Genomic DNA, 13,111 nt, shown 5'->3' on the forward strand with positions numbered 1-13,111 from the left:
GGGGAAGAGGCAGGACGTGGACGGGAGCGGCTCACACCGCCGCTCCCGTCAGCGTGTGCGCGAGGTGGTCGGCGAGGGGGAACAGCCAGTCACCGCGCGCGTTGCCGAGCAGGTGGTCGCCGTGCGGGACGGACAGGTAGGTGCCGTGCGGTGCCAGGCGGGCCAGCGGCTCGCCGTTCGTCACGCCCGGGATGACGTCCCGGCCGCCGTCCACCACCAGCAGCGGGGCCGTGACGCGCGGTGCCAGGCCGGTGAGATCGACCCGGCGGGCGAAGTCGCGGGCGGCGCCGGCTCCTCCGGCCCGCCGGGTCATGATGTCCCGGACGGGCGCAGGGAGTTCGTCCCAGTCGAGCCGGAAGGGGCCGCTGACGGTGGCGACGGCCGCCACGCGGGGCTCCAGGGCCGCGGTCCGCGCCGCGTAGTAGCCGCCGAGGCTGAGCCCGACGAGGCCGACGCGCGGGACGCCGAGGGCGTCGACGACCCGGCCGACGACCTGCTCGTAGTGCGGGGTGACAGGGGTCGTGGCCGCGAGGGCGCCCTGCCCGGGCCCGTCCATCGCGAACACCGCGAGTCCCCTGGCGAGCAGCGCCGCCGTCAGGTCGAGGAACTCCTCCTTGGCCGAGTCCAGGCCGGGGACCACGATCACCGTGCCGGGGGCGTCCGAGGGGCCGCGCAGCCAGCCGGTGAAACCGTCGCCGGTGACGCGCCGGGCGCCGGGCTCCAGCACGGACAGCGCCCGTCCCAGGGCCCGGTCCGCCTCGGCGGCGGCACGTCCCGCCTCCGCGTACGGCGCGAGCGTGGAGAGGTGGAACCACCGGGCCGCCATCAGGAGGTGCTCCCCCGCGGAGACGGGCGATCCGGCCTGCTCCGCGCAAGCGTTGTGGGCATGTCCGGTGCGGGAGAAGGCCGGTCCCCAGTCGGCCAGGGAGGTGAGGCCGGCGGTGAGGCGCCGGTACTCGTGGGGGTCGACGCCGGCGCCGGTGGCACGGGTCCACTGGGCGGCTGCGAAGTCGGTGACGTTCATCGGGTTCCTCCGGTCAGCAGGACGGCCTTGCCGCGTATCCGGCGCTCCCGCAGGTCGATCAGTGTCTCGGCGGTCTCCGACCAGTCGGCGATCCGGCCGATCTCCGGGTGCAGCCGCTCCTGCTCGACCAGGCGCACCAGCGTCGCGAGGTCGGGGCCGTAGGGGGCGCCGGCGTAGTGGAAGTGCTGGAGGGTGACGCGCTCGGGACCGCTGAGAAGGGCGAAGAAGTCGAGGGTCGCGGGGGTGCGGCTCGCCTGGCCGAACCAGACGGCGAGGCCGCCGGGGCGCGTCTTCGACAGGGCCTCGGGCAGCTCCGGTCCGCCCGTGGACTCCAGGACGACGTCGAAGGGGCCTTGTGCCGCCGCCACCTGGTGCACGACCTGCGCGCCCAGCTCCGCGAGCCGCTCGCCGCGCTCCGGCGTGGCCGTCACCGCCGTCAGCTCGGCTCCGGCCCCGACGGCCAGTTCGGTGACGAGGTGGCCGACCCCGCCCGAGGCACCGGTCAGCAGCACGCGCCTGCCCGTGAGGGAGCCGGTGGCGCGCAGCAGGCGCAGGGCGGTGATGCCCGCGAGGGGCAGGGCCGCCGCCCGGACGCTGTCGACGCCGTCCGGGAGCGGGGCGAGGGAGTGGGTGGGTACGGCGGCGTACTCGGCCCAGCCGCCCTGCGCGAGGTGTCCGGCCACGCGGGTGCCGATGGCGGGGCCCGAGCCGTCGGCGGCGGCCTGCACGACGAGTCCCGCGACATCCTTGCCGGGCAGCAGCCCCGGGCGGGGGTGTTCGAGGAGGAACGTCTCGCCCCGGTTCGGCGCGAACGCCTCGACCTTGACGAGCGCTTCGTCGGGCTCCGGTACGGGCGGCGGGACCTCGGCGAACGCGACCGGACGCGCTGGGAGCCCCGTGGGAATCAGTCTTCGCATGCCGCACATGCAACCTCCGCGGTCACCCCGTGATCCAACAACGGACGAGCAGGACCGACACCTTTCGGTTGTCGCCTAGGGTGAGGAGCCATGGATCTCGACATGGCGCAGGTACGGGCCTTCGTACGCGCCGCCGAGGAACTGCACTTCGGGCGGGCGGCCGACGCGATGGGACTGTCCCAGCAGGCGGTGTCCAAGCGGATCGCCCGGCTCGAATCGCTCCTGGGCGCCGCGTTGTTCGAGCGCGGAGGCAAGGCGGTCGCCCTCACCGAGGCGGGGCGGCGTTTTCTGGCACCGGCCCGGCAGGCCCTGGCCGCCGCCGAGTCGGCCGTCGCCGCGGCCGTGGGGACGGACCGGCCCCTGCGGGTCGACGTCTGGGGGCACCTCTACGCGCCGATGCGGACCCTGGCCCGGGTCGCGGCGGACGCCGGGGACCTGGTGCTGGGGCACGGCCGTGATCTGCCGTCGGTGACGGCGGCCCTGCTGCGCGGTGACATCGACGCGGCCTTCGGCCGGGTGCACCCTCCGCTGCCCGAAGGGCTCGCACACCGCCTGGTACGTCTGGAGCCGGTGGACGCCGTGCTCGGCGCGGACCATCCGCTCGCCGCCGAACCGGCCGTGCGGCCCGGGCAGTTGAGCGGGAGTGTGCTGTGGGCGCCCGGGGCGCTGGACCGGCTCGACTTCCTGCACCGGTTCGCCCACCGCTTCGGCATCCCCACCACGGCCACCACCCTCAACCTGGGCCTCGCCCACTTCCTCTCCGAGGTGGCCGGGGACCCGCGGCGCTTCTCGCTGCTGCCCGCCGACGTGCCCCTGCCGGACGTACCGGGGTTGCGCTCCGTCCCGCTGGTCGATCCCACACCGCTGTACGCCTGGTCGCTGGTGTGGCGCACCGCCGGCGGGCACCCCGGGCTCGGCACCCTCACCACCGCCCTCGCCGCGCAGGCGGGCCCGAGCAGGTGGCTGGAGTACGACCCGGCGCGTGACTGGCTGCCCGAGCCACCCGGGAACGCCGCGACGGAGCAGGGAAGTCGATGACGCTGCTGGTGGTCTTCGCCGTGCTGGTGGTCGGCCGGGTCGCCCTCCAGGGTCTGCTGGTGCATCCGCTGCTGCCACTGTGGGTGAAGACCTCGGTCTTCTGGTCGGTGCCCCTCGGCGCTCTCACCTGGCTGTTCATCATGGCGGCGGACGATCCCGTCCTGTTCCCGGAGACCGCCCCCTGCCCCAGGGAGGCGTACCAGGAGGGTGTCATCGGCAGCGGAAGGGTGTCCGGAGTCTCCACCCCGTTTCCACCGAGGGCCTACTGCCGGTGGGAGGACGGCACCTTGTACGAACTGGCGCCCGGGGCCGAGTTCCTGTTCTGGGTCTTCTTCGCCCTGACGGTCGTACCGCTCGCGGCGGGACTGCGGCACGCCCTGCGGGATCCGAGGTCGCTGTTGGGGTAGGTCGGCCCCCGTGCCCGGGCGGGCACGGGGCCGGCCGGTCACGCGAACGCGTCCGCGAGGGGCTTCGGCAGTGCGCCGGTGTGCAGTACGCCCAGCCGCTGGGTGGCCCGGGTCAGGGCCACGTACAGGTCGCTGGTGCCGTACCGGCCCGGCTCGACCACGAGGACGGAGTCGAACTCCAGGCCCTTGGCCTGGCGCGGGTCCAGCAGGACCACCGACCGTGTGAGGTCGGGCTCGGCGCCCGCCGTCACGCCGTCCAGCCGGGCCGCGAGGGAGCGGTGCAGGTCGCGCGGCGCGATCACCGCGAGCCTGCCCTCGGCCGGGGTCAGTTCGCCGACCGCCTTAGCGACGGCGCCCGGGAGGTCGTCGGTGGCCCGGGCCCAGGGGCATACACCCGTGGAGCGGACCGAGCTGGGCGGCTCGAACTCCGGGTGCTCGGCGCGCACCACGGCCGCCGCGACGTCCATGATCTCGGCCGGGGTGCGGTAGTTGACGCCCAGCCTGGTGTGCTCCCAGCGGTCCTCGACGTACGGGGCGAGGATGTCCGACCAGGAGCCGACACCGGCGGCCTCCGCCGTCTGCGCGGGGTCCCCGACCAGGGTCATCGAGCGGGTCGGGCTGCGCCGCATCAGCAGCCGCCACGCCATCGGCGACAGCTCCTGCGCCTCGTCGACGATGATGTGGCCGAACGCCCAGGTGCGGTCGGCCGCGGCGCGCTCGGCGGCGCTGCGGTGGTCGTCCTCCTCGTGCCGCTCGGCGAACCGCTCCGCGTCGATGATGTCGTGCGCGGACAGCACCTCCGAGCTCTCGGGGTCGTCCTCCTCCTTGTCCTCGAACTCGTAGGTCCGGGAGGCGTACGACACCTCCAGCACGCCCTGCGCGTAGGCGATCTGGCGCTCCCGCTCGCGCTCGGCGCGCTCGCGGGCGAGCCGGTCGTCCTCGCCGAGCAGTTCGGCGGCCTCGTCGAGCAGCGGCACGTCCGCGACGGTCCAGTGCCGGGTCACGGGGCGGCGTACGGCGTCGGCGTCCTCGGCGGGCAGGAACTCCTCGGGTGCGGCGAGGAGGTCCGCGACGAGCCGCTGCGGGGTGAGCACCGGCCACAACTGGTCGATGGCCGCCCACACCTCGGGGTTCTCGGCGAGGTCGTCGCGGATCTGGGTGATGTCGCTGGGGTCGAGCAGGCTGGACCCGTCGAAGGGGTCGGTGCCGATCCGCTCGGCGTACAGGTCGGTGAGGGCGTTGAGGATGTGGCCCTCGAAGTGCTCACGGGCGGCGTTGTGCGGCAGCTTGGCGGCACGGGCGCGCTCCCGGGCGACGTTGACCAGGCCGTCGTCGAGCATGAGGACCTCGCGGTCGTGCTCGATGGCGATGACCGGGTCGGGCAGCGCCTGCCGGCCGCGGACCGCCTCGGCGAGGACGTCGGCCATGTCGGCCCGGCCCTTCACGGCGGCGGCCTCGGGGGTGTCGGTGGCGGTCGCCTTCACGCCCGGGTACAACTCGCCGACGGTGGCCAGGAGCACGCCGGTCTCGCCGAGCGAGGGCAGCACCTCGCCGATGTAGCCGAGGAACGCCGGGTTGGGCCCGACGATCAGCACGGCCCGTTTGGCGAGCAGCTCCCGGTGCTCGTAGAGCAGATAGGCGGCGCGGTGCAGGGCGACGGCCGTCTTGCCGGTGCCCGGGCCGCCCTCCACCACCATGACGCCGCGGTGCGGGGCGCGGATGATGCGGTCCTGGTCGGCCTGGATGGTCTGCACGATGTCGCCCATGCGCCCGGTGCGCGCCGAGTTGAGGGCGGCGAGCAGCACGGCGTCGCCCGTCGGGTCCTCGTGACCGGTGCGGGTCTCGTCGCCGAGGTCGAGGATCTCGTCGTGCAGGTGGGTGACCGTACGGCCGTCGGTGGCGATGTGCCGGCGGCGCCTGAGTCCCATCGGGGTGTGCCCGGTGGCCAGGTAGAAGGGGCGGGCGACGTCGGCGCGCCAGTCGATGAGGACGGGGGTGCGCTCGGCGTCGTCGGTGCGCAGGCCGATCCGGCCGATGTGGTGGGTGACGCCCGAGGTGAGGTCGATCCGGCCGAAGCACAGGGAGCCGTCCACCGCGTTCAGCGCGGCGAGCAGCCCGGAGCGCTCGGCCACGAGGATGTCCCGCTCGAGTCTGGCCTGCATGGGGGTGTTGCCCTGCGCGAGGGCGTCCGTGACGGAGGTCTCGGCGTCGCCGCGCAGCGCGTCCACGCGCGCGTACAACTCGTCGATGAATTCCTGTTCCTGTCGCAATTCATCGTCCGGAAATTCGGTGTTTGACAATTCCACTCCCGCCCGGATATACTGTGCTCACTGAACTTCTCCGTGACCTCATTCCATCGAAGTCACGAACAGACAAATATACGCAAGGAAATCCCCCGAGCGCAATTGCTCGGGGGATTTCCTCATTCCGGGCACGAACCGGGCCGGCCCCTACAGCACGTCCGCGAGTTCCTCCAGCAGCCGCCGCTTGGCCCGCGCGCCGACCATCGCCTTCACGGGCTCGCCGCCGCGGAACACCATGAAGGTCGGCATGGACAGCACCTTGTAGGCGTTGGTCGTCGCCGGGCTGGTGTCGACGTTCAGCTGCACGACCTTCAGCCGCTCGCTCTCCTCGGAGGCCAGCGCCTTGAGCACGGGGCCCATCTGCCGGCACGGCGGGCACCAGTCGGCGGTGAACTCCACCAGCACCGGCAGCTCCGCGCCGATCACCTCCGCCTCGAAGTCCGCGTCCGTCACCTCGGTCACATGGGTCACCATGCATCCCCTCCCAGCTCGCACACCGGTTCCGGACCGCCCGGAACCTCCGCCTCGGCGGCCAGTTCGGCCCGCGCCAGCTCCGCCCGCTCCAGCTGCCGTGCGACGGTCTCCCGCACCCCGGTCAGCTGCCCGATGAGCGAGTCGAGTTCGTCCAGCTTGCGCCGGTAGACCGCGAGCGAGGCCGGGCACGAGTCGCCCTCGGGGTGCCCGGCGCGCAGACACTCCACGAAGGGCCGCGTCTCCTCCAGGTCGAACCCGAAGTCCTGGAGCGTCCTGATCTGCCGCAGCAGCCGCAGATCGCCCTCGTCGTAGGTCCGGTATCCGTTGCCGGTGCGCCGCGCGGGCAGCAGCCCCCGGGACTCGTAATACCGCAGCGTCCGCGTCGTGGTCCCGGCCCGTGCGGCCAGCTCGCCGATTCGCATGTCCCCGAACGTAATCCTTGACCCCGGCGTCAAGGCAACAGCGGTTTGCGCTCCACCGGGGAGGTCAGCACGACCGACGTGGTGGTGCGGCCGAGCGCGGAGACGTTCTCCAGGACCTCTTCCAGGTGGACGGTGTCCCGGACGGCGACCTTGAGGATCCAGCAGTCCTCCCCGACCACGTGGTGCACCTCGATGATCTCGGGGCGCTCCGTCAGTTCCAGGGTCCTGGGGTGCTTGAGCGTGTACCCGCCGTGCGGGTCGACGCGGATGAACGCCTGGATGCCGTAGCCGAGCCGGGCCGGTACGACGTGGGCGCCGTAGCCGCTGATCACCCCGGCCGCCTCCAGCCGACGCACCCGCTCGGTGACGGCGGCGGGGCTGAGCCTGACCCGCCGGCCCAGCTCGCTGAGCTTGATCCGGCCGTCGATCTGGAGCAGCTGGAGGATCTGCCGGTCCAGTGCGTCGAAGGCCACCGATGTTTCGTCGGCGGCGCTGCGCAGATGCCGTGGTTCTTTCGGCGCGGCGGCCTGAACTCCCATGGTTCCCCCTTCAGGGCGTCGATGTACGCCGGGAGAATTATGGCCATGGAAAAGCCCCTGGATGTCCTGGTCATCGGCGGGAACCGTTACGTCGGGAAGCGTCTGATCGCACGGCTGCTCACCGAAGGCCACCGCGTCACCGTGCTGAACCGGGGCTCCTCCCCGCCACCCGCCGGAGCGGAGCACCTGCTCGCCGACCGTGACGACGAGCGGTCGCTGACCGGCGCGCTCGGCTCCCGGGCCTACGACGTCGTCGTCGACCAGGTCTGCTACACCCCGCGCCAGGCGGTGATCGCCCGCCGTGTCTTCGCCGGCCGTACCCGCCGCTATGTGATGACCTCGACGGTCGAGGTGTACGAGTACGAGGACTCCCCCGCCCCGCTGCGCGAGGAGGCCCTCGCCCCGGCCACCGTCCCGGTCGACCTGGACCTGCCCTGGGACGACCCGGTCTTCGCCGAGGCGCACTACGGGGAGGGCAAGCGGCAGGCCGAGGCGGTCCTCGCGGGCGGCGGCGCGGCGTTCCCCTGCGCGACGGTGCGGATGGCCCATGTGCTGGGCGGTGACGACGACTTCACGGGCAGGCTGGCCCACTACGCCGAGCGGATCCGCACCGGCGAGCCGATCGCCGTGCCGACGGTGAACCGGCCGGCCACCTATGTGTACGTCGAGGAGGCCGCCCGTTTCCTGGCCTGGGCGGCGGGCGAGGACTTCACCGGGCCGGTGAACGCCGCCGCGCCCGGGGCGCTGAGCACCGAGGAACTGTGCGAGGCGGTGGCCGCTCATGTCCCGGGCGGGCGGGTGGTGTTCCGTCCGGTGCGGGTCGGTGAGGTCTCGCCGTTCTCCTTCCGCCGCTCCTACGGCATGGACGGCGCCCGGGCGGCCGGGCTGGGGTTCGGCTTCACCGACGCGCGGCGGTGGCTGCCGCGTGCCGTGGCCGAGACGCTCGGGAAGGGCGACTGACGTGCGTTACCGGACACTCGGCGGACTGCGGGTGAGCGCGATCGGGCTGGGGGCGATGCCGCTGTCCATCGAGGGCCGGCCGGACGAGGCACGCGCGCTGGCCACGGTGCACGCCGCGCTCGACGCGGGCGTGACCCTGCTGGACACGGCCGACTCCTACCACCTGCCCGGGGCGGAACCCGGCCACAACGAACGTCTGGTGGCCCGGGCGCTGGCCTCCTACGGCGGTGACACCTCCGGCGTCCTGGTGGCGACGAAGGGCGGCCGCAGCCGCCCGGCGGACGGCGACTGGACGGTGAACGGCTCCCCCCGCCACCTCAAAGCGGCCGCGGAGGCGTCGCGCGAGCGACTGGGAGTGGAGGCGATCGGCCTCTACCAGCTGCACAAGCCCGACCCCGCGGTGCCTTTCGAGGAGTCCGTGGGAGCGCTGCGCGAGTTGCTCGACGCGGGCACGATCCGGCTGGCCGGTGTGTCCAACACGGACGCGGACCAGATCCGCCGGGCGCGGGAGATCCTCGGCGACCGGCTGGTGTCGGTGCAGAACCAGTACTCCCCCGCCGTCCGGGACAGTGAGCCGGAGCTGCGGCTGTGCGCGGAGCTGGGGCTGGCGTTCCTGCCGTGGAGCCCGCTCGGCGGACTGTCGCGCAGCTCCCTGGACGGCCCGTCACGCACCGAGGGGGCGCAGCGCTTCGGCGCCTTCCACGCAGTGGCGGCGGAGCGCGGGGTCAGCCCCCAGCAGGTCGCCCTGGCCTGGCTGCTGGCCCGGTCCCCGGCGGTCGTGCCGATCCCGGGCGCGAGCCGTCCGGAGACCGTCCGGGACTCGGCGGCCGCGGCGGACCTGCTGCTCACCGACGAGGAAAGGACCCGGCTGGACGAGGCGGCCGGGCCGGGCCGCGCCCAGATGTATTGACCCGCAGGGTTGTTCACGCGGGTGATCGGTGGTTGGCCGCCGAGTGCCCCGGGGCGGCCGGAACATCCCGACTCGCCCAGGGCCGGGCACGAACGCGCCGGAGCCGAGCCACGCCCCAGGGTCCCCCCTCGCACCCGCCGCCCCGAGGGCCCGCACGGACGTGGCGCCTGCCGCCCTCGGCGGTGGCGCCACTGTCGTGATCGATGCGTCTAGCGGGTTCCGGCCGGCTCCAGTTCCTTGTCCTCCTCCACCGGCTCGTCCGCCGTCTTCTCCTTACCGGGCAGCAGCAGCGCCACCACCACCGTGCCGACGCCCAGGATCACGGCCCCGATCAGGCTGGTGTGGGCGACCGCGTCGGAGAAGGCGGATCCGACCGCGTCGGCCATCTGCCGGGCTCCGCCCCCGAGTTGTTCGGCCTGGGCCCGCAGGCGCCCGGCCTGCTGGGCGTCGCCGGTGTGGGCGGCCTGCTCGGCGAGCTGACGGGCCTTGTCGCCGATGCCCCGGGCGACGGCGTACCCGGCCCCGACGGAGTCCTGGGCCGTGGACAGGGAGGAGGCGGGGAGCTTGCTGCCGGCCGTCGCGTCGGCGAGGTGACCGGAGTACGACGTGGCCAGCAGCGAACCGAGGATGGCGATGCCGAGCGAACCGCCGAGCTCGAGCGACGTGTCGTTGACCGCGCCGCCGACGCCCAGTTCGGACTCCGGGAACGCCCCCATGATCGCGTCCGTGCAGGGCGACAGCGCGAGCCCGATCGACAGGCCGAGGACGATCAGGGGCGCGACGAAGTCGCCGTACGAGGCACCGGCGTCGACCCGGGTGAGCAGCGCCAGGGCCGCCGTGCCCCCGGCCATGCCGGCCGTGACGGTCCACTTCATGCCGACCCGGGGCGTGAGGAAGCCGGTGAGGGCCGACCCCACGAACACGGCGCCCGCCAGCGGCAGCATGCGCAGGCCGGTGTCCAGGGCGTCGTAGCCGAGGACGAACTGGAGGTGCTGCGTCAGGTAGTAGAAGGCGCCGAAGACCGCCAGGAAGAACAGGGCGACGGCCAGGTTGGACCCGGCGAAGCCGCGGTCGGTGAAGCGGCGGACGTCCAGGAGCGGGCGCGGGTGGCGCAGCTCCCACAGGACGAAGGCGACGAGCCCGGCTCCGGCGACGACCGCCGCGGTGACGGCCTTGACGCCCCAGCCGAAGTGCGGCCCCTCGATGATCATGTAGACCAGCGCGGCGATCCAGACCACCGACAGCAGCCCGCCGCCGTAGTCGATGCGCCCGCGGTCCGCGGCCTTGGACGGCGGTACGAGGACGAAGGCGCCGGCGAGGGCGAGGACCGCGACCGGGACGTTGATCAGGAACGTCGAGGACCAGCCGTGGTCCTCCAGCAGCGCTCCGGCGACCAGCGGTCCGGCCGCGATGGCGAGCCCGGCCGTGGCGGTCCACAGGGTGATGGCCTTGGCCCGCTCGGCGCGCGGGAAGGTCGCGGCGAGCAGGGAGAGCGTGGCCGGCATGATCATCGCGGCACCGGCGCCCATCACGGCCCGGGCGGCGATGACGGTCGTGGCGCTGTCGGCGAGGTAGCCGAAGACGGAGCCGCCCGCGAACACGACCAGTCCGAGGACGAGCGCGCCCCGGCGGCTGTACTTGTCGCCTATCGCGCCCAGCAGCAGCATCAGCGCGGCGTAGGGGACGGTGTAGCCGTCGATCACCCACTGGAGGTCGGCGCTGGACAGCCCGAGGTCCTCGGTCATGGCGGGCGCCGCGACGGTGAGGGCGGTGTTCGCCATCACGATGATCAGCAGGCTGAGGCAGAGCACGAGGAGCGCCCACCAGCGGCGTGCGTAGGGGCGGTCCGTCCTCTCGGCCGGTTCGGTCATGACGAGTCGCATGGCGGGGTGTGGCCTTCCTCGTTGAATTGCACATGGCTGTGCATTTACACAACAGTGTGCAATCTACGCCGTTGCACAGCACTGTGCAACTCGAAGGGGGAAGGGGCACAATGACGTCCATGACCACGGGAACCAGCCGCGCCGACGCCAACCGCCGCCGCATCCTCGACGTGGCCCTCGCCGAGCTGCTGCGCGACCCCGACGCGTCCATGGACCAGATCGCCCGGGCCGCCGGTGTCGTACGGCGGACGGTCTACGGGCACTTCCCGAACCGTGAGGCGCTGATCAGCACGCTCGTCGACGAGGCGGTGCAGGCGCTGTCGGCCGCGCACGCGGCGGGCCGCGAGGGCGTGCGCGACCCCGCGGAGGCGGTGGCGCGCTCCGTGCTGGCGGTGTGGGAACTCGCCGACCGCTACCGGCTGCTGATCGCGCTGGCCCAGCGCACGGTCACCATGCAGGGCATCCGGGAGCGGCTCGCCCCCGTCCGGGAGGCCGCCACCGAGATGCTCGGGCGCGGCCTCGACCAGGGCGTCTTCAGCTCACCCCTGCCCGCTCCGGCCCTGGCCTACGTGCACGAGCAGATGCTGGTGGCGCTGATGGAGGCGGTGAACGACGGGCTCGTGGCAGCGCGAGAGGCGGGCCGCTGCGCCGCGGTCACCATCCTGACCGCGGCGGGCGTGCCCGCCTCCGATGCCACCGAGCTGGTGGCGAAGCTGAACGCTTGATCTGTCTTCGTGCGGTGGACCGGGCGGCTGAGCGACGGGGGGACACCCAGCCGCCCGGAGTCTCGCGGGGGCGGCGCGGCCGTCAGGCCTTCGCCAGCTCCTTCTCGCCGCCCGGCTCGGGCACCTCGGCCTCGGCGCGGTCCTCGGCCGGGCCGCCGTGCCCGTCGTCCAGCAGGGTCTTCTCGTCGAAGGGCAGCTGACCGGCGAGCACCTGGTTCACGCGGTCCCGGTCGATCTCCTTCGTCCAGGTGCCGATCAGCACCGTGGCCACGGCGTTGCCCGCGAAGTTGGTCAGGGCGCGGGCCTCGCTCATGAAGCGGTCGATGCCGACGATGAGGCCGATGCCGTCCACCAGGGCCGGCTTGTGGGACTGGAGGCCACCGGCCAGGGTCGCGAGACCGGCGCCGGTGACACCGGCGGCACCCTTGGAGGCGACCAGCAGGAAGAGCAGCAGCGGGATCTGCTCACCGATCGACATCGGCGTGCCCATGGCGTCGGCGATGAACAGCGAGGCCATGGTCATGTAGATCATGGTGCCGTCGAGGTTGAAGGAGTAGCCGGTCGGGACGGTGATGCCGACCACCGGCTTGCTGACGCCCAGGTGCTCCATCTTGGCGATGAGCCGCGGCAGGGCGGACTCGGAGGAGGACGTGGACAGGATCAGCAGGAACTCCCGGCCCAGGTACTTGAACAGCGTGAAGATGTTCAGGCCCGAGACGACCCGCAGCAGGGTGCCGAGCACGATGAAGACGAACAGGAAACAGGTGACGTAGAAGCCGAGCATCAGCACGGCGAGGCTCTTGAGCGCCTCCACACCGGCGGATCCGGTGACCGCGGCGATGGCACCGAAGGCACCGATCGGGGCGGCCCACATCACCATCGCGAGGATGCGGAAGACGAGCCGCTGGATGTGCTCGATGCCGCGCAGGATGGGCTGGCCGGCCGAGCCCATGCCCTGGAGCGCGAAGCCCGCGAGCAGGGCGATCAGCAGGGTCTGAAGGACCGACTCGTTGGTGAAGGCCGACACGATCGTGGTCGGGATGATGCCGAGCAGGAACTCCGTGGTGTTCTTCGCCTCGGCGTCGATCTGGGCGTGCCCGGCGTCCTTGACCGCGTCGGTCACCGCGAGGCCGGTGCCCGGCTCCAGGATGTTGCCGACGACCAGGCCGATGCCCAGCGCGACCAGCGACATCACCATGAAGTAGCCCAGGGCGATACCGCCGACGGCGCCGACCTTGGCGGCCTTGCGCACCGAGCCGATGCCCAGCACGATCGTGCAGAAGATGATCGGCGAGATCATCATCTTGATCAGGGCCACGAACCCCGTGCCGATGGGCTTCAGCTCTTGCGCGAAGTCCGGCGCGGCCAGACCCACCGCGATACCGGCGGCGACCGCGATGATCACCGCGATGTAGAGATAGTGCGTGCGGTCCCGCTTGGCCTTGGGTGCGGCAGGTGCCGTATCGGCTGCGCTGGTCACGGCGGCCCTCCTTGACGACGTCGTCGGCA

General features: G+C 72.7%; 13 protein-coding genes. 5 read left to right on the top strand and 8 right to left on the bottom strand.

From position 1 onward, the window contains the following. Window positions 1-31 precede the first annotated feature (31 nt). Together AB0I06_RS10165 and AB0I06_RS10170 are read right to left on the bottom strand one after the other, a co-directional pair. Window positions 32-1,024 (bottom strand): alpha/beta hydrolase, encoded by a 993-nt coding sequence (locus AB0I06_RS10165; RefSeq protein WP_363118292.1) that lies wholly within the window; start codon window positions 1,022-1,024, stop codon window positions 32-34. Continuing rightward, window positions 1,021-1,941, bottom strand: coding sequence for a zinc-binding dehydrogenase (locus AB0I06_RS10170; RefSeq protein WP_363118293.1), 921 nt, complete (start codon window positions 1,939-1,941; stop codon window positions 1,021-1,023). The genes AB0I06_RS10165 and AB0I06_RS10170 overlap by 4 nt, the downstream gene beginning before the upstream one ends. Window positions 1,942-2,031: 90 nt before the next feature. On the opposite strand from AB0I06_RS10170, the gene AB0I06_RS10175 reads away from it, so the two are divergent. Next, window positions 2,032-2,979, top strand: a complete 948-nt coding sequence (locus AB0I06_RS10175) for a LysR family transcriptional regulator (RefSeq protein WP_363118294.1) — start codon at window positions 2,032-2,034, stop codon at window positions 2,977-2,979. Further along, window positions 2,976-3,386, top strand: a complete 411-nt coding sequence (locus AB0I06_RS10180; protein ID WP_363118295.1) for a hypothetical protein — start codon at window positions 2,976-2,978, stop codon at window positions 3,384-3,386. The genes AB0I06_RS10175 and AB0I06_RS10180 overlap by 4 nt, the downstream gene beginning before the upstream one ends. A 38-nt stretch (window positions 3,387-3,424) precedes the next feature. On the opposite strand, the gene AB0I06_RS10185 is transcribed toward AB0I06_RS10180, so the two are convergent. The 4 genes from AB0I06_RS10185 to AB0I06_RS10200 all read right to left on the bottom strand — a co-directional run bounded on the left by AB0I06_RS10185 (window position 3,425) and on the right by AB0I06_RS10200 (window position 7,124). Further along, entirely contained in the window at window positions 3,425-5,656 is a 2,232-nt protein-coding gene (locus AB0I06_RS10185; protein WP_363118296.1) for an ATP-dependent DNA helicase, read from the bottom strand. A gap of 180 nt (window positions 5,657-5,836) precedes the next feature. Continuing rightward, complete coding sequence (locus AB0I06_RS10190) at window positions 5,837-6,151, bottom strand: thioredoxin domain-containing protein (protein ID WP_363118341.1); 315 nt, start codon at window positions 6,149-6,151, stop codon at window positions 5,837-5,839. A gap of 5 nt (window positions 6,152-6,156) precedes the next feature. Continuing rightward, entirely contained in the window at window positions 6,157-6,585 is a 429-nt protein-coding gene (locus tag AB0I06_RS10195; RefSeq protein WP_363118297.1) for a MerR family transcriptional regulator, read from the bottom strand. Between the two features lie 29 nt (window positions 6,586-6,614). Then, window positions 6,615-7,124: an Lrp/AsnC family transcriptional regulator gene (locus tag AB0I06_RS10200; RefSeq protein ID WP_363118298.1), complete on the bottom strand. Its 510-nt coding sequence runs from the start codon at window positions 7,122-7,124 to the stop codon at window positions 6,615-6,617. A 45-nt stretch (window positions 7,125-7,169) separates the two neighbouring features. On the opposite strand from AB0I06_RS10200, the gene AB0I06_RS10205 reads away from it, so the two are divergent. Continuing rightward, the gene (locus tag AB0I06_RS10205; protein ID WP_363118299.1) at window positions 7,170-8,084 is read left to right on the top strand and encodes an NAD-dependent epimerase/dehydratase family protein; all 915 of its coding nucleotides are present in this window, start codon (window positions 7,170-7,172) and stop codon (window positions 8,082-8,084) included. 1 nt (window position 8,085) lies between these two features. After that, the gene (locus AB0I06_RS10210; RefSeq protein WP_363118300.1) at window positions 8,086-8,994 is read left to right on the top strand and encodes an aldo/keto reductase; all 909 of its coding nucleotides are present in this window, start codon (window positions 8,086-8,088) and stop codon (window positions 8,992-8,994) included. A gap of 209 nt (window positions 8,995-9,203) precedes the next feature. Here the strand turns inward: AB0I06_RS10210 and AB0I06_RS10215 are convergent, their stop codons facing one another. Next, window positions 9,204-10,877 (bottom strand): MFS transporter, encoded by a 1,674-nt coding sequence (locus AB0I06_RS10215; protein ID WP_363118301.1) that lies wholly within the window; start codon window positions 10,875-10,877, stop codon window positions 9,204-9,206. 110 nt (window positions 10,878-10,987) lie between these two features. Here AB0I06_RS10215 and AB0I06_RS10220 point away from each other — a divergent pair, with 110 nt between their 5' ends. Next, a complete protein-coding gene (locus AB0I06_RS10220; protein WP_363118302.1) occupies window positions 10,988-11,602 on the top strand; it encodes a TetR/AcrR family transcriptional regulator in 615 nt (204 codons plus the stop codon). Window positions 11,603-11,684: 82 nt separating this feature from the next. Here AB0I06_RS10220 and AB0I06_RS10225 read toward each other — a convergent pair whose 3' ends face one another. After that, window positions 11,685-13,082, bottom strand: a complete 1,398-nt coding sequence (locus AB0I06_RS10225; RefSeq protein WP_363118303.1) for a cation:dicarboxylase symporter family transporter — start codon at window positions 13,080-13,082, stop codon at window positions 11,685-11,687. Between the last annotated feature and the right edge of the window lie 29 nt (window positions 13,083-13,111).

This window comes from Streptomyces sp. NPDC050674 (genome assembly GCF_040654575.1).
Classification (GTDB): domain Bacteria; phylum Actinomycetota; class Actinomycetes; order Streptomycetales; family Streptomycetaceae; genus Streptomyces.